Here is a 17,504-nt window from a genome sequence, read left to right on the forward strand (position 1 = left end):
ATCTGTTTTCAATGCTTACGATGTAAACTTTAAAATTGCTTAATCAAACTAGGAGGTCGAGAACTGTGGCATTTGAATTTAAACTTCCAGATATCGGGGAAGGTATCCACGAAGGCGAAATCGTAAAATGGTTTGTCAAGCCTAACGACGAGGTAGACGAAGATGATGTACTGGCTGAAGTCCAAAATGATAAAGCAGTAGTAGAAATTCCTTCACCTGTTAAAGGAAAAGTATTAGAATTAAAAGTTGAAGAGGGAACGGTTGCAACTGTTGGACAAACGATTATTACGTTTGATGCACCTGGTTACGAAGATCTTCAATTTAAAGGCAGCGACGAGTCTGACGATGCGAAAACTGAAGCACAAGTTCAGTCAACTGCAGAAGCTGGACAAGACGTTGCGAAAGAAGAGCAAGCTCAAGAGCCTGCAAAAGCTACTGGCGCAGGACAGCAGGATCAAGCTGAAGTTGACCCGAACAAACGCGTGATCGCTATGCCTTCCGTACGTAAATATGCACGTGAAAAAGGTGTAGACATCCGTAAGGTTACTGGTTCAGGCAACAACGGACGTGTTGTAAAAGAAGATATCGACAGCTTTGTAAACGGAGGAGCGCAAGAAGCTGCACCGCAAGAAACAGCTGCACCACAAGAAACAGCTGCTAAACCGGCTGCTGCACCAGCTCCAGAGGGCGAATTCCCAGAAACACGCGAAAAAATGAGCGGTATCCGTAAAGCAATTGCAAAAGCGATGGTTAACTCTAAACACACTGCTCCTCACGTAACGTTAATGGACGAAGTGGACGTAACAAACCTTGTTGCACATCGTAAACAGTTCAAACAGGTTGCTGCTGATCAAGGAATCAAGCTGACTTACTTGCCTTACGTTGTAAAAGCTCTTACATCTGCACTGAAAAAATTCCCTGTTTTAAACACGTCAATTGACGATAAAACAGATGAAGTCATCCAAAAACATTACTTCAACATCGGTATCGCTGCTGACACTGAAAAAGGCTTGCTTGTACCGGTTGTGAAAAATGCAGATCGTAAATCTGTCTTTGAAATTTCTGATGAAATCAATGGCCTTGCAACAAAAGCTCGTGAAGGCAAGCTTGCTCCAGCTGAAATGAAAGGCGCATCTTGCACAATTACAAACATCGGTTCTGCCGGCGGACAATGGTTCACTCCGGTTATCAACCATCCAGAAGTTGCGATTCTTGGTATCGGACGCATTGCAGAAAAAGCGATTGTTCGTGATGGCGAAATCGTAGCAGCTCCAGTCTTAGCTCTTTCTCTCAGCTTCGACCACCGTATGATCGACGGAGCAACTGCGCAAAATGCATTAAATCACATCAAGCGTTTACTGAACGATCCACAATTAATTTTAATGGAGGCGTAATGTTATGGTAGTAGGAGATTTCCCTATTGAAACAGATACTCTTGTAATTGGTGCGGGACCTGGCGGCTATGTAGCTGCCATCCGCGCTGCACAGCTTGGACAAAAAGTAACAGTCGTTGAAAAAGCAACTCTTGGAGGCGTTTGTCTGAACGTTGGATGTATCCCTTCAAAAGCGCTGATCAATGCAGGTCACCGTTATGAGAATGCAAAACATTCTGATGACATGGGAATCACTGCTGAGAATGTAACAGTTGATTTCACAAAAGTTCAAGAATGGAAAGCTTCTGTTGTCAACAAGCTTACTGGCGGTGTAGCAGGTCTTCTTAAAGGCAACAAAGTAGATGTTGTAAAAGGTGAAGCTTACTTTGTAGACAGCAATTCAGTTCGTGTTATGGATGAGAACTCTGCTCAAACATACACGTTTAAAAACGCAATCATTGCTACTGGTTCTCGTCCTATCGAATTGCCAAACTTCAAATATAGTGAGCGTGTCCTGAATTCAACTGGCGCTTTGGCTCTTAAAGAAATTCCTAAAAAGCTCGTTGTTATCGGCGGCGGATACATCGGAACTGAACTTGGAACTGCGTATGCTAACTTCGGTACTGAACTTGTTATTCTTGAAGGCGGAGATGAAATTCTTCCTGGCTTCGAAAAACAAATGAGTTCTCTCGTTACACGCAGACTGAAGAAAAAAGGCAACGTTGAAATCCATACAAACGCGATGGCTAAAGGCGTTGAAGAAAGACCAGACGGCGTAACAGTTACTTTCGAAGTAAAAGGCGAAGAAAAAACTGTTGATGCTGATTACGTATTGATTACAGTAGGACGCCGTCCAAACACTGATGAGCTTGGTCTTGAGCAAGTCGGTATCGAAATGACGGACCGCGGTATCGTGAAAACTGACAAACAGTGCCGCACAAACGTACCTAACATTTATGCAATCGGTGATATCATCGAAGGACCGCCGCTTGCTCATAAAGCATCTTACGAAGGTAAAATCGCTGCAGAAGCTATCGCTGGAGAGCCTGCAGAAATCGATTACCTTGGTATTCCTGCGGTTGTTTTCTCTGAGCCTGAACTTGCATCAGTTGGTTACACTGAAGCACAGGCGAAAGAAGAAGGTCTTGACATTGTTGCTGCTAAATTCCCATTTGCAGCAAACGGCCGCGCGCTTTCTCTTAACGAAACAGACGGCTTCATGAAGCTGATCACTCGTAAAGAGGACGGTCTTGTGATCGGTGCGCAAATCGCCGGAGCAAGTGCTTCTGATATGATTTCTGAATTAAGCTTAGCGATTGAAGGCGGCATGACTGCTGAAGATATCGCAATGACAATTCACGCTCACCCAACATTGGGCGAAATCACAATGGAAGCTGCTGAAGTGGCAATCGGAAGTCCGATTCACATCGTAAAATAATTTTCATATCAAAAACAGCCCCGCTTTGAGCGAGGGCTGTTTTTTTATTTTGACAGCACATGCTGTAATGGTTTAATGATGTCTTCTTTCTTTTTCACACATCCCTCGATTTTCACCACGACATGGCGCTGATCAACAACCATAAGGGTAGGGACAGTTTCAATCTCATCTTCCCAGCCTTCTTTTTTATCATAGACCTTCATTTTATCTATTTGCTCGGGATAATCTTTTTCTAAATCAAGCAGTGCATCGTAATAAGGCGCTTCCTGGTCTATTTGGTTCTCATCAGAAAAAAACAGGATTTGTGTATGATGAATGTTGTCAATCCGGCTTTTTTTCATCGGATTGATGGTGGAAAGCGTACAGCCCGATAAAGCAAATACTATTATCAGCATGGGGAATACCGCGCGATATCGCATCTATCTTCTCCTCTGTATAAACAGTAGTTAACTAGCTTTAGTTTATCACGAGAGACGGCTTAATCTGCTTCTTGTTACCTAATTGTTATATAATTGAAACCGTTTTTAAAGTGAGATTACATATTATATCAATCGTTTAAAATAGCAACCTGGGGTATATTGAATTTTTTGCTGCATTCTTGGATGAAAGTTCAAGAAAACGTGCAATTACATTATGTGCTGTGGCATATATATCGAGTAAAGCTTCTGTATGAAGAAGATATTGTATGATGGAAAATGGAAAAACAAGGTGAATATGATGATATGAAATAAAATGTGTTATACAGTTTGTTGTTGACATTTTAAATGTGACATATTAATATAATAACAACAAAAGAAATTAAGCGTTTTCAAATTTCAAAGAAATGGGGAATAAGAGATGGGTACGATTGTTTGCCAAGATTGCAACGAAGCCATTCATTACTTTGAAGATGAGAAAGTGACAACATTATATGGAACTTGCTGCGGACAATGTCAATGTCCTGTTGATGAAGAGTAAAAAAAAGCATGCGGCTTAAAGCCGCATGCTTTTTATTTTTTATTGAATTGCTTTTTGTTCTTTGATGACCCGGATCATATGTAAAGTCGAGTCCTCAGGTCCTTGAACAGGGAGGCCTGCGTCAAGGTTTTTAAAAATGTAGCTGATGTTTTCTTCTGTAATAATTTCTCCTGGGATGAAGATTGGAATACCAGGCGGATATACCATGACAAATTCAGCAATAATCCGTCCGGATGCTTCTTTTAATGGGATGACTTCCGTATTTGCATAGAAAGCATCACGCGGAGTCATTGCCAATAAAGGTATTTCTGGAAGCAGAACCTCAGTTTGCTGATGTGTTACATCTTGTTCTGACATTTGCTGTGCGATCTCAGTTAAAGCCTCTACAAGCCGGTCTGCATCATTTTGGCTGTCACCAGGAGTGAAAATACACAAAATATTGTACAGATCAGAAAGCTCCACCTCAATATTAAAGGATTCACGAAGCCATTTTTCCACGTCATGTCCTGTCAGGCCAAGACTTTTCACAGAGATAATCAATTTTGTCGGATCATAGCTGTAAGCTGCTTTCGACCCAAGAATCTCAGAACCGACACAATAAATGCCTTCAATCTGATTGAGGCGATCTCTCGTCTGATTGGCAAGCTTGAGTGTTTCCTCAGCAAGCTGGCGGCCTTCTGTTGCAAGGCGTTTTCTGGCAACATCCAAAGAAGCGAGAAGCAAGTAAGAAGTTGACGTAGTTGTCAGCATGCTCAGGATGGATTGCACTCTGTCTTTAGATACAAGGCCTTCTCTCATGTTTAAAATAGAGCTTTGTGTCAGTGATCCGCCCAGCTTGTGTACACTTGTCGCTGCTATGTCCGCTCCTGCCTGCATAGCCGATAGCGGCAATTCGTCGTGAAAATGAATGTGAACGCCGTGTGCTTCATCCACAAGCACTGGCACATCAAACGAATGAGCGAGTTCTACGATGCTTTTTAAGTCGGCTGCAACACCGAAATATGTCGGGTTGATGACGAGAAGCCCTTTTGCATCCGGATGCTCGGTAAGCGCCCGTTTAGCAGATTCAAGTGTAATTCCGTGGGAGATGCCCAATTCATTGTCAATTTCAGGATGAATAAAAATTGGAACCGCTCCGGAAAATACAATAGCTGTCATAATTGATTTATGAACATTTCTTGGAATAATAATTTTATCACCAGGTCCGCAAACAGCCATTACCATTGTCATAATGGCGCCGCTTGTTCCTTGAACAGAAAAAAATGTATGATCCGCTCCAAATGCTTCAGCAGCCAGATCTTGTGCTTGTTTAATAATGCCTTTTGGCGCGTGCAGATCGTCTAATGGTTCAATATTAATCAAATCTATGCTTAACGCGTTTTCACCGATAAATTGTCTGAATTCTGGGTCCATTCCTGCCCCTTTTTTATGGCCGGGAATGTGGAATTGAACAGGCTGTCTGCTTGCATGCTTTTTCAGTCCTGTGTATAAGGGTGTTTCATGTTGCGACAATTGTTTTCCCACCTTTGTAATCATACCTATGCATAATAGTGTGTATTAAAATCAGTTTCTCAACCGTTTTTTAGACGTAAAACAAATGAATTATATTATGAACTTGAAAGAATGTAAAGAACAATTTATGATCAAATGAAGATGCTTTCTCTTAAGGGAAGTAAATCTACAAGGAGTGAAGAAAATGGAGTATCAATATCCGATGAATGAAGATTGGACAACCGAAGAAGCAGTGGATGTGATTGCATTTTTCCAGCAGGTTGAGCTTGCATATGAAAAAGGGGCGGATCGTGAAGAACTGCTTAAAGCTTACCGCCGTTTCAAGGAAATTGTACCGGGGAAGGCCGAAGAAAAAAAGCTATGCGGCGAGTTTGAGGAACAAAGTACATATTCTCCTTATCGCACGGTCAAACAGGCGAGAGAATCTGATCACGCGAAGATTAAGATGTAAGAAAAAGAGCCGGGGGATATCCCGGCTCTTTTTTATGCTTGTGTTACTTTTTGGGTGAGACGGTACAGAAAAGCAAGCTGTTTAAAGGCATCGTCGATACGCTGAAGGAATTCCTGGTTATTCATATTCAGCACTTCTTCTTTTTGGAGCTGGATGCCGCATAACAGCTCGGCTTTCTTTACAGTCTGCAAACGCTCAAACAGTGTCTTCAGCTGTTCCTTGTCCATTTCAGACTGTTTATGTACTCCCGGTTTTGTGTGATCTGCAGACCAAACGAAGCTGTCAGGGATATTTTTCGTAATGGTTTCTTGGTTCACTTCAAGCAATTTGCCGTATTCTTCTTTGATAGGGGATTCATAAATAATCGCGAACCATACAAAGACGTGGCTTTCCCATAAACCAATTTGGAAATGCGGCAGTTTTTTATAGCCTCTTTTGCTGTTTGCGAACGCCACCCAGCTGTCAGCCGGGGGATTGACGGATCTTCTTGCGTGCTTTGCCACATGCGGAAACATTTCATCTCCGGTTAAAGCTGATAAAGTTGGGGCAAAATGTTCGCCTAGAGCTGTAAGCTTCGGACGGACCGTCTCTTTTAATACTTCCATGCGCGCGTCTAAGCCTTCTATTGTAAATGTGTTAAAGTCTTCTTCAGTGAAACGCATTTGTGTCATGATTTTCCTCCTTCATGCTAAGTATACATATTTTATCACAGTTCATACGAGCTTCAAAAAGATTGAGCGCGTTTGAAGTAAGGAGAAATGTGGTAATAAACGAGTAGGTAAACACACAATTTTCAGAATCATGTTGCGCGTAAATAGAACAATCATACGATATAAGAAGTAATCATTGTTGAATGGCAAAATGGGATGCTTTTTTACAAACAAATGATCTCTGGAAGGGGCGAAAGACAATGAGGCAAGTTGTAAAAGAGGGATTTAAGGAAGAGAAAAACAATCGTGTTGCTGTCTGGAGACTAGAGGTTGATTATGAATTGGCAACCCTATATGAAGCAATGCAGAAAGAAAATGAAGAGCAGATTGAACAAAGCAAAAACAAACTTGAGCGACTTAGAAAAGAATGGATTCGTCTTAACGGGTAAAAAAGCGATAGTGAAAACGAACCGCATGAATGGTTCGTTTTTACGTGAGAAGGGATATTTTTCATTTTCCTTGCTTTTTCATTGCCGTTATCAGTATCCTATAAAATAAAAGGTCTACATAGAAGAGAGGTACGAACGAATGACAAATTGGACGGAAATCGATGAGATTGCAAAGAAATGGATAAGAGAAGCAGGCGCGAGAATTACACAATCCATGCATGAAAGCCTGACAATTGAAACGAAATCAAATCCGAATGATTTAGTCACCAATATTGACAAAGAAACCGAAAAGTTTTTCATTGATCGAATTCAAGAAACATTTCCGGGACATCGGATACTCGGTGAAGAGGGGCAAGGAGACAAAATCCACTCACTTGAGGGAGTCGTATGGATTATTGATCCGATTGATGGGACGATGAATTTTGTGCACCAGCAAAGAAATTTTGCGATTTCCATTGGGATTTTTGAAAACGGTGAAGGTAAAATCGGTTTAATTTATGATGTGGTGCACGATGAGTTGTATCACGCATTTAGCGGCAGAGGAGCTTATATGAATGAAACGAAGCTGGCTCCATTAAAAGAAACCGTCATTGAAGAAGCGATTCTTGCCATTAATGCAACATGGGTAACGGAAAACAGAAGAATTGATCAAAGTGTGTTAGCGCCACTTGTGAAAAGAGTCAGAGGCACACGCTCCTACGGTTCTGCCGCTTTAGAGCTGGCAAATGTCGCGGCAGGAAGAATAGATGCTTACATCACGATGCGGCTTGCGCCATGGGACTACGCAGCCGGCTGTGTGCTGTTAAATGAAGTAGGAGGCACCTATACGACCATTGAAGGAGAGCCGTTTACCTTTTTAGAAAACCACAGTGTGCTAGCCGGAAACCCATCTATACATAAAACGATATTTGAAGAGTATCTTCATGCTCGGAAGTAGGCCATTTGAGCAGGATGATCTCAGCTTGTTAGAAAAGCTCGCGGAGGCTCATCCTGTATGGAAAGAGGAGGAGTTTGGAGATAAAGATGCAGAAGACTATATCATTTCCTACTCCATGTACAACGGTTCATGGCTTGTATGGGAAAAAGACGGTATGCCTGTTGCCGTCAGCTACCATCTCGAGTGGTCTCCTTCAAACGGTAAGCCGTGGCTCGGAACGGTCCTGATTGACCCGGCTGAAGAAAAAAAGGGACATGCGAAGATGATCATTGAACAGATCAGCAAATTGCTTAGAGCGAAACATAAAGCGATGTTTGCGGGAGTTCCCATTGAGCGCAGGGAATGGATACTGTTTTTAAGCCAATGCGGCTTTGAACAGCTGAAAACGGAAAAAGATGAGAAAGGCAAATCATTTATGATCTTGGTGAAGCCTTTAGCAGAAGCTGCCGTATGATAATGGCAGCTTATTTGCTGCATGCGGGTTCAATAAAAAGCCTCTCAAACATTGAGAGGCTTCTGATGATTTGAAAATTATTTTTTTACCGCATGAATATAATGAATCGTTTCAAACGCTGACAAATTGTCTTTTCGATTACTAAAGAAAAGGTCATTGATGTCGTCTGGTGATAGATGTTCATAGATCAGTAAACCAGATGACTCTAACAGATGTTCAATCTCTTGATAAGTGAAACATGATTTCATCGGTTCCCCGCTTGCGGCAGCCATCTTCACCATATGTTCAACTCGATTCGACGTCCCTTTTGCTGTAAAAAGTGTTTCGTCCGCATAATCAAAAACAATAGAGCTTCCAGGCGGGACATGAGAAAATAAATTGCTGATCAAGCTTGCATTTTCTTCCCGTGTTACATAATAAGACACTCCGAGAAGGCTGAAGAATGTTTTTGTGTTTTTAAATCCTTCATCTAAGAGAGGATCATACGAAAACGTTTTGGTGAAATCCATAGGAACAAAATGAAGATGACCCGGAATTGTCAGATTTGCATCCTTCAGCTTATTTTTTTTCAATTGCTGTGTGGCCGGATGATCAACCTCGAAAACCTGTAAGCTGTTTTCTAATTCTGGATGCCGAAAGCAGAAAGTATCCAGTCCCGCTCCAAGAATGACATACTGTTTTGCCCCCAGGATTAATTCGTTGTGCAAGACTTTTTCACAATAAGAAGCACGTGCTAGGGGCGTTGGAGACAGCTGGATTTGTGCAACCCATTTTAATATTTTTTCAGGATCATTTTGAAGACGTTCGGCGATCTCTTTGTTGAAAAACGATATTTCTTGAATCATATTTTTACTGATGTCGATAAACTCTTTTTCGTTAATGAGATCTTTTGCGATAAAATCATCAAAAATAAGAGGTGTGTCATATCGGCTGTGATATGCACGGGCAAAAGCTGAAATTAGAGACGTTAAGCTGGACTCATTTTTCCTCATGAAATGATCCTCCACAAAAAATAAGATTCCCCTGGCCAGGAGAATCTTATTATACATACAAATATATTAATAGTAAATTTTAGCATAAATAAATTTTTTTGTCAATGTTTTTGCTCTTAACTGGACGCGCGATCCTTCACATAGCCACGTGACCTGTAGCAGAATTCGTCTATCAATTATGTGGACTGAATCATTAGCTTTTATAAAATGCGCACTTGCGGCTGCATCCCTCTTTATGCAAATCAGGAGCGGTTTTCTGTCTCATGGCAGCATCTTTTCGTCGTTTCAGCTGAGAGAGAAATCAAGATATGTAACAATAAAAGCCTGAGGGATCTCAGGCTTTTCCTAATATTACAATCCAACAGCATTCCAGGCTGCTTCAACTTTAGCGGCATCAGTTGATCCGTAGAGGTCACGGGCAGACTGAATGAGAGCTGCCTTGGCATCTTTGAACGTGGAAGAAGGCGTGAGGTACGTTGTTAACGCACGGTAATAGATTTGCTGTGATTTAGATACACCAAGTTTTGTGATGGTGTTGTAAGCGGCTTTGTTTGGAATTCCGCTGTTTGTGTGTACACCGCCATAATCGCCTTCATCTGTGTTTGGAAGGTTTCGGTAATTGGCGTAATTGTCAGGCTGGTTGTATTTTGTAGGGTTGGACAGGCTGCGAAGAGCAGGCTGGCTGACCGTAATGTCTTCACCGATGTCCCAGTCTTCTGTATCGTTAAAATACCCGAATACGTCAGAGAAAGACTCGTTTAATGCACCTGGCTGATTTTCATAAATCAAGTTGGCTGTTTCTTGGGTGACGCCATGTGTCATTTCATGCGCTGTCACATCTAATGAGCCGGAAAGCGGAGAGAAGAATGAACCGTCGCCATCACCGTAAATCATCTGGTCTCCTGTCCATGCAGCGTTATTGTATTGAGTGCCGTAGTGAACGGAAGAAACGATTTTACTGCCTTTGTTATCATAGCTGTTTCGTTTAAAGTTTGAATAAAAATAATCGTACACTTTACCGAGGTTATAGTGTGCGTCAACGGCTGCCCGCTGTGATGAAGATGTAAATGTTTTCGTTGTGCTTGAGACAAGCGTGCCCGGAAGGCGGCTTTGTCTGTTTTGCAAATCATATGTGATGATTTGGGTGCCTGTTGGTTTTGAAAGATCTCTTAGAACATATTTTCCGCCTTCATAAGAGATGTTCAAAGGAACAGTTGCGCCCTTTAGCGTTGTTCCGCTTCCAGTGGCGGCGGCATGTTCTACTTTATTTTGCTGTTTTAAAATGCTGCCTGTTTCGGCGTCAACTAAGACTTCCCAGTTTGCAGGTTCAGGCTCGACATAGCGAATCGTCACGTCGTAAGCAAGACGATAGCTGCCGTCTTTTGTTTCTATCGCTTTTAATTCGGCTTTATTGCTGTTTTTGGCCGCTCCGTTAGAAACAGCGTCTGGTGATTTGCCGATAGCTTTGAAAGCGAGTGCCAGCGCTTTTTCAGAAGAGACTTTTTGGCTGTTATCTGTTTTTGCAGCAGATTGATTGTGTAATTCACCATTGACCGCATAGACATTATCGGATTTATCGACGTGAACGATCACTTGCGAATCTTTAATTGGCACTCCGTTAACGACAGGCGCATATCGAAAGTGCTTGTATCCAAGGGCATCAGTCGTGCTTTCAACAAGCTTCAGCCTTTTGGAAGGGTCACCTTTAAAAATGTTGCTGTTCTTTTTCAAAAACTGCTTGACAGCCTTGTCATTTGGTGCAGAGAGTTCTGATTGCGCAATCGCGTTTTTGGAGAGGAAATTTGTTTGATTCTCTTTAAGCTGATGACCTTCAGCAGCCTGAACACCTGGCAGGCTGATTGATAAACTCATAAACGAAGCAGCGACAGCAACAGACAATTTCTTACCTAAACCCACAATAAATCCCCCTTTTTGAAAATACTGAAAACTTTATATTGTTATATTAAACTAGCATTCTGGAATACTCAACAAAAACTAACATAACTAGACAAAATTGATAGTATTGTCCTGTGTTTGTTTTTGTTGAATAATATCAAGATGAGTCAAGTGTCATGTGGTGGTTCATTCAAGAGTTATGTTTTTTACATATCAAGGGGAAGATGAGATATTTTTGTTTCATCTTGAAACTTTTTGAAAAGTCCGCTGTCTAACCGAATGAGGCCTTAATAAGAAGTAAAGGATTGTTGTTCGTGTTGGAGTTATTCAGTCATTATGTATTGCATTTCGAACGTTATTTTATATTAAGCAGACAAAGCACCCTGCTGATTCAATGGTCAATTGTTGTTCTGGCGGGCTTATATCTTTTGGTGCATCATCCCAAAATAAACCGGCAGCGCACAATGTTCTTGGCGGGTGTTATATTGCGGATTGTGCTGCTGGCGGGAGTGTCTGTTGAACTTATTCACCAGGTGCAATCAACAAACTTCACCAGCGCTTACTTAAGAGAGGACGGAAAAGAACTGCTGCCGCTGCTGCATTTTTTGTTATACGGATATGTGCTGCTGACGGCTTTTCACTATATGCTGATGCCGCGTGATCATGGCGGAAAGGGTAAGTTTTATACGTTCGACCTTGCTGTTGTCAGTTTGCCGATCGTACAAATGATTTTTAGTTTCTTTTCGTATTGGAAGGAATACCCGGATGGGATGGAGCCGATTGCATTCGTGTTTCTGTTTTTCATCATCACTCTTCCCATTGCGTTGAATGTAGTGTTTTTCAAGCTGTATTGGAGAACGGATAAGATCTTACTAGGCTTATTTTATACGCTGATTATCGGACTGCTTGTCTTGCTGCTTGCGCCATATCCCAATCAAATCTCAAAAGATTATGGTGCAGTAATGCCATATACGATTTATTTGGCAATGGCGGGATTTTTGATGAGCTATCATCTGTTCCAAAAGTCAGGAAAGGTTTATGTGCGTGTGAATAAGTGGGTGACGATGGCTGTCATGGTGTTTTTTGTCCTGCTGTTAAATCCGATATATAACATAGGAACGGCTGCTTTCGCTGTATCAAAGCCAGCAAATGTCCATGATTCATTCAATTTTGTCGGGGAGCACATTTCATCAGAAAAAGCGGAACAGATACTAAAGTCATTTTTTCCTACGGATGAAACACTTTATTTGCACGATACAAACATGGATGTGCATTATTTCTACTCATTTGAAAGCAAAGGTTACAAAGCTGAGGTAGATGAAGTATCGCAGCTAATTCGTAATTATGAATACTTACAAAAAGCACATGGGAAAAAGCTAACGAATCAGGAGTACAAGCGAAAGTCCATCGCTTTCCTTGAGCGACACGGACGTGTGTTACATAAGGATCATATCGAAACAAAGGTATCTCAAGAAGACGGCCAGACAGTCGTACGTATTTACCTGAAAAATCAACTTCATAAAAAAGATCATGCTGATGATGGCGCGGTATTTTATTGGGAAAAGGAAACCTTAATGGGGTTTAGTGAAGATCCTTCGATTTATCAGCTTGACTCTCTTCTGCATGTTCATATAACGGAACAAGACATTCACGACAAAGTGGAACAAATGTTTACAGCGCTGAACATATCAAAACAGCCTTATCAGATCACTGATATTGAAAGCGACAGCCTGCTTGGAAGCATGGTGAGAGTTGAAACAAAAGTTGGAATTGTTTTGGAATTTGAGGGCGAATCAGGTTGTTTACATAGTCTTTCGCTTCCGATGAAAAAGAATATCTCAATGGCTAACAGCCGGCTGCAGCATCAGATATTATCGATCTTCGATGCTCGTGGATCAGAAAAGAAGAAAAAAAGCAGTCAGGGTGACATGGTGATGTATACTGATTCTTCTAAAACATATGAGTTTGTTGAAGCTCAAGGTCAGCTAAACGTTTATGTATACAGCGATACACCTGATCAGTCATTCCCCTATACGTATCGTAATGGAACATTGGCTTACGAAAAAGTAGCTTCTCTATATCAGGATGTCATTTACAAAAAGCGTATGCGTCCGATTATCGTTCAAAGAGGGGATGAACGGCATTATGCATGGCTGATCATTATTCAGCCGTTTGGTTCAAATCGCCATGATGCCTATGTAGTGGATGGAGAAACACAAGAGGTGAAAAGTCTTTATGAATCATAAAGAAAAAGAGTCTGTTTTTGTAGACTTATACGACCTGTATAAAGAAGGAGAGCTAGAGGATGAATCAATGGAATGGATGAAACAGCATGAATCCCTATTTCAAAAGAATGCGGAAGACTTAAAGAGTAAAACTTGTTTAAAGAGAAGTCCCGGTGCTGAAGAAGAAAGCCAAATCAGATATATGAAAGTATACCTGTCTTCCATGTATATCTGTTTCATTTTATTGGCCATTTGGATGACGGTGTGGTTTTATTTTTAATGAAGCATAGGGATTCCATTGAGGACTTGTATCGGCAGTATTATCAAGAAATTTTAAATTATTTATTCAGAAGGACTCATCATCTTGAAACAGCCAAGGACTTAGCGCAGGACACGTTTGTAAAAGCTCTTAACGGTCTGGCTTCGTTTAGGGGGCATTCTTCCATCAGAACATGGCTCTACACCATTGCGCATCATACCTTTATCAATTGGTACCGAAGGGATGTCAAATACCAATTTACTGAAATCAGCAAAAATGAAGGGTTAACGCAAACAACTTATGACCAGCCTGAACAGTATCTGTCACGGACGGTGAAAAGCGAAACACTGCGGCAGGAGCTCCTGAAGTTAAAAGATCAGCATCAATCCGTTTTGATTTTAAGAGAATTCCAAGAGCTTTCTTATGAAGAAATCGCTGAGATATTAGGATGGAGTCTTTCTAAGGTGAATACCACATTGCACCGGGCTAGATTAGAGCTAAAGAAAAACATGACGAAAAGTAGAGAGGAGGAGCGGATATGACCTGCTTTCTAGTAAGAGACCTGCTTCCTCTGTATCTTGAAGGTGATTGTAAAAGAGAAACGGAACACGTTATAGAAGAGCATTTAAAAATGTGCAGCAGCTGCAGAGACATGTATGACACGATGGCTGAGCCATTTGAATTGGAAAGCGAACAGGCCGTTGAGGAGGCTTATCTGCCGGAAGAAGAACTGCGTTTTAAACAGAGGTACTATGGATTACTGATCATGAAAGCTGCCTGCTGGTTTGGAGCGGCGGTTGCCATGATGCTGATCATCAAACTGCTGATATAAAAAAAGCGCTTGTCCGATTCCGGCAAGCGCTTTTTTACATTAAGCCTGGGGATGAATCATATCGTAAATAGCGGCAAGCTGTTCTTGTGACAGGGCACTGAAGAGTTTTTCATAAACGTCAGCTTGCAGTGGCGTTGCACCTGCTTGTAGCGCTGCGTCTTTATCATAGCTGTACACATCATCTTGTAGCACAATGGCTGCTTGAAGAATGTGAATCTTGAGAGAAACAGCGGAGAAAAATTGTTCAAGTGCAAGTGCTTCTTTTTCTGTGAAGCCAAGTTCAACTGCTTTTTCTGTATCAAATTTGTAATTTCCATCCTCGAGATACACACATTGTGAAACAATGCTGAAAAATTCTGATGTCGATTCCCAGAGTGTAGCAATTACCTGAGCCTCTTCTTTTGTCATTCCTAACTCGACAGCTTTTTCGCTGTCAAAATAATATACACCGTCTTGTTCGTATATACATTGATTTAATATATCAATGAATGTATTGAGATCTTCGTTAGTGCTCGCCTGATGCTGGAGTTGAACAGCAGTGTTATCAACCGGTGTTTTTGCGCTGGCTGCATCAGGACCGAACGTTAATAGAGCAGCTGAGGTCATTGCGGCAGTCGTTAACATAGCTTTTTTTACAAATGTTTTCTTCATGTTTCTTCTCTCCCTTTTATGAATTGTGCTACAAATTCCATTATAGGGAGTAGTTTCCGGTGGAGGAATAGGCGCTATGGTATTTTATGTGTATCGTTGCCGAACTACTTTTTGAAGGCTGCACGTGTGATCGTTAGAACGATTGTCTATGTATGAAGGCTGTTTTGCATCTTCCTGACTAAGAAACAGGGGAGATAAGGCTTAAAGAAATGAAAAACACCGCTTTCTTTGCGGTGTTTTTTGATTACAATGTCGCCGGCGGGGCAATGCTTTTAATCAAGCAAGCCTTGTTCGCGCATTTTCTTTTTTAATGTAAATCCGCCGCCCATGACAGCGCAAACAAGTACAATGCTGGCGATAATGCCTGCAGGGCTTTTTTCAGCGATAAAGACGCCGATCAGCATAATGCTGAAAACCGCTGCAAATGCAAATAATAGTAAAAGCCAATTCATTTTTTTCATAAATTCCATCCCCTTTTACGTCTTATATTAAGTTTACAGAAAAACGTGACGCTTTTAAAGAGGATGTGTGATATAATATGAAAGTTATCTAATTTTTTTAGGAGATGAAAAAGTGAAACTTCGAAATGATCTTCGCAACATCGCGATTATTGCCCACGTTGACCATGGGAAAACGACTCTAGTCGATCAGCTTTTACATCAGGCTGGTACGTTCCGTGCCAACGAACAGGTTGCTGAACGCGCAATGGACTCTAATGATCTTGAACGCGAACGCGGCATTACAATATTGGCGAAAAATACTGCGATTAACTATAAAGATACACGTATCAATATTTTGGACACCCCTGGACATGCAGACTTTGGGGGAGAAGTAGAACGGATTATGAAAATGGTTGACGGCGTAGTGCTTGTCGTTGACGCATATGAAGGCTGTATGCCTCAAACTCGTTTTGTTCTGAAAAAAGCTCTTGAGCAAAACCTGAACCCTGTTGTTGTTGTAAACAAAATTGACCGTGACTTTGCTCGTCCAGAGGAAGTTATCGATGAAGTTCTGGATCTGTTCATTGAGCTTGATGCCAATGAAGAGCAGCTCGAGTTCCCAGTGGTATATGCTTCCGCGATTAATGGAACAGCGAGTCTTGATCCGAAACAACAGGATGAAAACATGGAAGCTTTATATGAAACCATTATTAAGCATGTTCCGGCACCTGTTGATAATGCAGAGGAGCCGCTTCAATTCCAAGTTGCCCTTCTTGACTACAACGACTATGTAGGCCGTATCGGAATCGGACGCGTATTCCGCGGCACAATGAAAGTCGGACAGCAGGTTTCTCTTATGAAGCTTGACGGAACGGCAAAGTCATTCCGTGTTACAAAGATTTTTGGTTTCCAAGGCTTAAAGCGTGTGGAAATTGAAGAAGCAAAAGCGGGAGACCTCGTTGCGGTTTCCGGGATGGAAGATATCAACGTTGGTGAAACGGTATGTCCTGTAGACCATCAAGATCCGCTTCCGGTCCTTCGCATTGATGAGCCGACACTTCAAATGACATTTGTCGTGAATAACAGTCCGTTTGCAGGCCGTGAAGGCAAATATGTAACGGCCCGCAAAATCGAAGAGCGTCTTCAATCACAGCTTCAGACGGATGTGAGCTTGCGTGTTGAGCCAACAGCTTCTCCTGATGCTTGGGTTGTTTCAGGACGCGGTGAGCTGCACTTGTCAATTTTAATTGAAAATATGCGTCGTGAGGGCTATGAGCTTCAAGTGTCAAAACCTGAAGTTATTATCAAAGAAATCGACGGCGTACGCTGTGAGCCTGTTGAACGTGTGCAAATTGATGTTCCTGAAGAGCATACTGGCTCTGTAATGGAATCAATGGGTGCCCGCAAAGGCGAAATGGTTGATATGATCAACAACGGAAACGGCCAAGTCCGTCTCATCTTTACAGTTCCTTCCCGCGGATTGATCGGTTACTCTACAGAATTCCTATCATTAACACGCGGATTCGGTATTTTGAACCATACGTTTGACAGCTACCAGCCGATGCAGGCAGGCCAAGTCGGCGGACGCCGTCAAGGTGTACTTGTGTCAATGGAAAACGGAAAAGCAACATCATACGGTATTCAAGGAATTGAAGACCGCGGTGTCATCTTCGTTGAGCCGGGTACTGAAGTATACGAAGGAATGATCGTTGGAGAGCATAACCGTGACAACGACCTTGTTGTTAACGTCAGCAAAATGAAACAGCAAACAAACGTCCGTTCTGCGACAAAGGATCAGACAACTACAATTAAAAAAGCGCGCATCATGTCTCTTGAGGAGTCTCTAGAGTACTTAAACGAAGATGAATATTGTGAAGTAACACCTGAATCCATCCGTTTAAGAAAGAAGATCCTCAATAAGAACGAACGTGAAAAAGCAGCTAAAAAGAAAAAAACAGCAGGATTGTCTTAATCTCGTGCAGAATTTG

Annotated in this window: 19 protein-coding genes; 12 read left to right on the top strand and 7 right to left on the bottom strand. The window is 41.8% G+C overall.

Going from position 1 to position 17,504, the window contains the following annotated elements; translation table 11 throughout:
- Positions 1 to 65 precede the first annotated feature (65 nt).
- The gene (gene pdhC / locus bslm_RS07660; protein WP_003232311.1) at positions 66 to 1,394 is read left to right on the top strand and encodes a pyruvate dehydrogenase complex dihydrolipoyllysine-residue acetyltransferase; all 1,329 of its coding nucleotides are present in this window, start codon (positions 66 to 68) and stop codon (positions 1,392 to 1,394) included.
- 4 nt (positions 1,395 to 1,398) lie between these two features.
- Complete coding sequence (gene lpdA, locus bslm_RS07665) at positions 1,399 to 2,811, top strand: dihydrolipoyl dehydrogenase (RefSeq protein WP_003232309.1); 1,413 nt, start codon at positions 1,399 to 1,401, stop codon at positions 2,809 to 2,811.
- Positions 2,812 to 2,855: 44 nt separating this feature from the next.
- On the opposite strand, the gene slp is transcribed toward lpdA, so the two are convergent.
- The gene (gene slp / locus bslm_RS07670; protein WP_003245672.1) at positions 2,856 to 3,230 is read right to left on the bottom strand and encodes a peptidoglycan-associated lipoprotein Slp; all 375 of its coding nucleotides are present in this window, start codon (positions 3,228 to 3,230) and stop codon (positions 2,856 to 2,858) included.
- Between the two features lie 418 nt (positions 3,231 to 3,648).
- On the opposite strand from slp, the gene bslm_RS20630 reads away from it, so the two are divergent.
- Positions 3,649 to 3,768 (top strand): GapA-binding peptide SR1P, encoded by a 120-nt coding sequence (locus bslm_RS20630; RefSeq protein ID WP_003232305.1) that lies wholly within the window; start codon positions 3,649 to 3,651, stop codon positions 3,766 to 3,768.
- A gap of 39 nt (positions 3,769 to 3,807) precedes the next feature.
- Here bslm_RS20630 and speA read toward each other — a convergent pair whose 3' ends face one another.
- Positions 3,808 to 5,280 carry an arginine decarboxylase gene (speA, locus tag bslm_RS07675; RefSeq protein ID WP_003244780.1) on the bottom strand — a complete coding sequence of 491 codons (1,473 nt, stop codon included), beginning with the start codon at positions 5,278 to 5,280 and terminating at the stop codon, positions 3,808 to 3,810.
- Positions 5,281 to 5,464: 184 nt separating this feature from the next.
- Between speA and bslm_RS07680 the strand changes: the two genes are divergently transcribed.
- The gene (locus bslm_RS07680) at positions 5,465 to 5,731 is read left to right on the top strand and encodes a UPF0223 family protein (protein WP_003245382.1); all 267 of its coding nucleotides are present in this window, start codon (positions 5,465 to 5,467) and stop codon (positions 5,729 to 5,731) included.
- 32 nt (positions 5,732 to 5,763) lie between these two features.
- Here bslm_RS07680 and bslm_RS07685 read toward each other — a convergent pair whose 3' ends face one another.
- Complete coding sequence (locus bslm_RS07685; RefSeq protein WP_003232300.1) at positions 5,764 to 6,402, bottom strand: YktB family protein; 639 nt, start codon at positions 6,400 to 6,402, stop codon at positions 5,764 to 5,766.
- A gap of 239 nt (positions 6,403 to 6,641) precedes the next feature.
- Between bslm_RS07685 and bslm_RS07690 the strand changes: the two genes are divergently transcribed.
- The 3 genes from bslm_RS07690 to bslm_RS07700 all read left to right on the top strand — a co-directional run bounded on the left by bslm_RS07690 (position 6,642) and on the right by bslm_RS07700 (position 8,221).
- Complete coding sequence (locus tag bslm_RS07690; RefSeq protein WP_009967148.1) at positions 6,642 to 6,830, top strand: hypothetical protein; 189 nt, start codon at positions 6,642 to 6,644, stop codon at positions 6,828 to 6,830.
- Positions 6,831 to 6,969: 139 nt separating this feature from the next.
- Entirely contained in the window at positions 6,970 to 7,767 is a 798-nt protein-coding gene (gene suhB / locus bslm_RS07695; protein WP_003232297.1) for an inositol-1-monophosphatase, read from the top strand.
- 25 nt (positions 7,768 to 7,792) lie between these two features.
- On the top strand, positions 7,793 to 8,221 hold the full coding sequence (locus tag bslm_RS07700) for a GNAT family N-acetyltransferase (protein WP_003232296.1): 429 nt from the start codon (positions 7,793 to 7,795) through the stop codon (positions 8,219 to 8,221).
- Positions 8,222 to 8,298: 77 nt separating this feature from the next.
- On the opposite strand, the gene bslm_RS07705 is transcribed toward bslm_RS07700, so the two are convergent.
- On the bottom strand, positions 8,299 to 9,213 hold the full coding sequence (locus bslm_RS07705) for a class I SAM-dependent methyltransferase (RefSeq protein ID WP_003245561.1): 915 nt from the start codon (positions 9,211 to 9,213) through the stop codon (positions 8,299 to 8,301).
- 351 nt (positions 9,214 to 9,564) lie between these two features.
- On the bottom strand, positions 9,565 to 11,130 hold the full coding sequence (gene nprE / locus bslm_RS07710) for a neutral metalloprotease NprE (protein ID WP_003245026.1): 1,566 nt from the start codon (positions 11,128 to 11,130) through the stop codon (positions 9,565 to 9,567).
- Positions 11,131 to 11,414: 284 nt separating this feature from the next.
- Here nprE and bslm_RS07715 point away from each other — a divergent pair, with 284 nt between their 5' ends.
- Genes bslm_RS07715 through sigQ form a run of 4 tightly spaced genes read left to right on the top strand, consistent with a single transcriptional unit; the run spans position 11,415 to position 14,425 of the window.
- On the top strand, positions 11,415 to 13,355 hold the full coding sequence (locus tag bslm_RS07715) for a hypothetical protein (protein ID WP_010886503.1): 1,941 nt from the start codon (positions 11,415 to 11,417) through the stop codon (positions 13,353 to 13,355).
- Positions 13,345 to 13,614: a hypothetical protein gene (locus tag bslm_RS07720; protein WP_003232287.1), complete on the top strand. Its 270-nt coding sequence runs from the start codon at positions 13,345 to 13,347 to the stop codon at positions 13,612 to 13,614. Before bslm_RS07715 ends, bslm_RS07720 begins: the two co-directional genes overlap by 11 nt.
- Entirely contained in the window at positions 13,614 to 14,135 is a 522-nt protein-coding gene (gene ylaC / locus bslm_RS07725) for an RNA polymerase sigma factor YlaC (RefSeq protein WP_003245485.1), read from the top strand. Before bslm_RS07720 ends, ylaC begins: the two co-directional genes overlap by 1 nt.
- Complete coding sequence (gene sigQ / locus bslm_RS07730) at positions 14,132 to 14,425, top strand: anti-YlaC sigma factor ylaD (protein ID WP_003232283.1); 294 nt, start codon at positions 14,132 to 14,134, stop codon at positions 14,423 to 14,425. The genes ylaC and sigQ overlap by 4 nt, the downstream gene beginning before the upstream one ends.
- Before the next feature lie 39 nt (positions 14,426 to 14,464).
- On the opposite strand, the gene bslm_RS07735 is transcribed toward sigQ, so the two are convergent.
- Positions 14,465 to 15,076, bottom strand: coding sequence for a hypothetical protein (locus bslm_RS07735; RefSeq protein WP_003232282.1), 612 nt, complete (start codon positions 15,074 to 15,076; stop codon positions 14,465 to 14,467).
- A gap of 272 nt (positions 15,077 to 15,348) precedes the next feature.
- Complete coding sequence (locus tag bslm_RS07740) at positions 15,349 to 15,537, bottom strand: YlaF family protein (protein ID WP_003245500.1); 189 nt, start codon at positions 15,535 to 15,537, stop codon at positions 15,349 to 15,351.
- 112 nt (positions 15,538 to 15,649) lie between these two features.
- Between bslm_RS07740 and typA the strand changes: the two genes are divergently transcribed.
- Positions 15,650 to 17,488, top strand: coding sequence for a translational GTPase TypA (gene typA / locus bslm_RS07745; RefSeq protein ID WP_003232278.1), 1,839 nt, complete (start codon positions 15,650 to 15,652; stop codon positions 17,486 to 17,488).
- Positions 17,489 to 17,504 lie beyond the last annotated feature (16 nt).

Source organism: Bacillus sp. LM 4-2 (assembly GCF_000978495.1).
In the GTDB taxonomy this organism is placed as follows: domain Bacteria; phylum Bacillota; class Bacilli; order Bacillales; family Bacillaceae; genus Bacillus; species Bacillus subtilis.

What these genes read in the sequence shown, in the direction of transcription:
- ylaC (WP_003245485.1), top strand. Translation starts at nt 13,614, where the DNA reads ATGAAGCATAGGGATTCCATTGAGGACTTGTATCGGCAGTATTATCAA.
- bslm_RS07735 (WP_003232282.1), bottom strand. Translation starts at nt 15,076, where the DNA reads ATGAAGAAAACATTTGTAAAAAAAGCTATGTTAACGACTGCCGCAATG.
- suhB (WP_003232297.1), top strand. Translation starts at nt 6,970, where the DNA reads ATGACAAATTGGACGGAAATCGATGAGATTGCAAAGAAATGGATAAGA.
- bslm_RS20630 (WP_003232305.1), top strand. Translation starts at nt 3,649, where the DNA reads ATGGGTACGATTGTTTGCCAAGATTGCAACGAAGCCATTCATTACTTT.
- bslm_RS07690 (WP_009967148.1), top strand. Translation starts at nt 6,642, where the DNA reads ATGAGGCAAGTTGTAAAAGAGGGATTTAAGGAAGAGAAAAACAATCGT.
- bslm_RS07680 (WP_003245382.1), top strand. Translation starts at nt 5,465, where the DNA reads ATGGAGTATCAATATCCGATGAATGAAGATTGGACAACCGAAGAAGCA.
- bslm_RS07705 (WP_003245561.1), bottom strand. Translation starts at nt 9,213, where the DNA reads ATGAGGAAAAATGAGTCCAGCTTAACGTCTCTAATTTCAGCTTTTGCC.
- sigQ (WP_003232283.1), top strand. Translation starts at nt 14,132, where the DNA reads ATGACCTGCTTTCTAGTAAGAGACCTGCTTCCTCTGTATCTTGAAGGT.
- bslm_RS07685 (WP_003232300.1), bottom strand. Translation starts at nt 6,402, where the DNA reads ATGACACAAATGCGTTTCACTGAAGAAGACTTTAACACATTTACAATA.
- bslm_RS07720 (WP_003232287.1), top strand. Translation starts at nt 13,345, where the DNA reads ATGAATCATAAAGAAAAAGAGTCTGTTTTTGTAGACTTATACGACCTG.
- lpdA (WP_003232309.1), top strand. Translation starts at nt 1,399, where the DNA reads ATGGTAGTAGGAGATTTCCCTATTGAAACAGATACTCTTGTAATTGGT.
- bslm_RS07740 (WP_003245500.1), bottom strand. Translation starts at nt 15,537, where the DNA reads ATGAAAAAAATGAATTGGCTTTTACTATTATTTGCATTTGCAGCGGTT.
- slp (WP_003245672.1), bottom strand. Translation starts at nt 3,230, where the DNA reads ATGCGATATCGCGCGGTATTCCCCATGCTGATAATAGTATTTGCTTTA.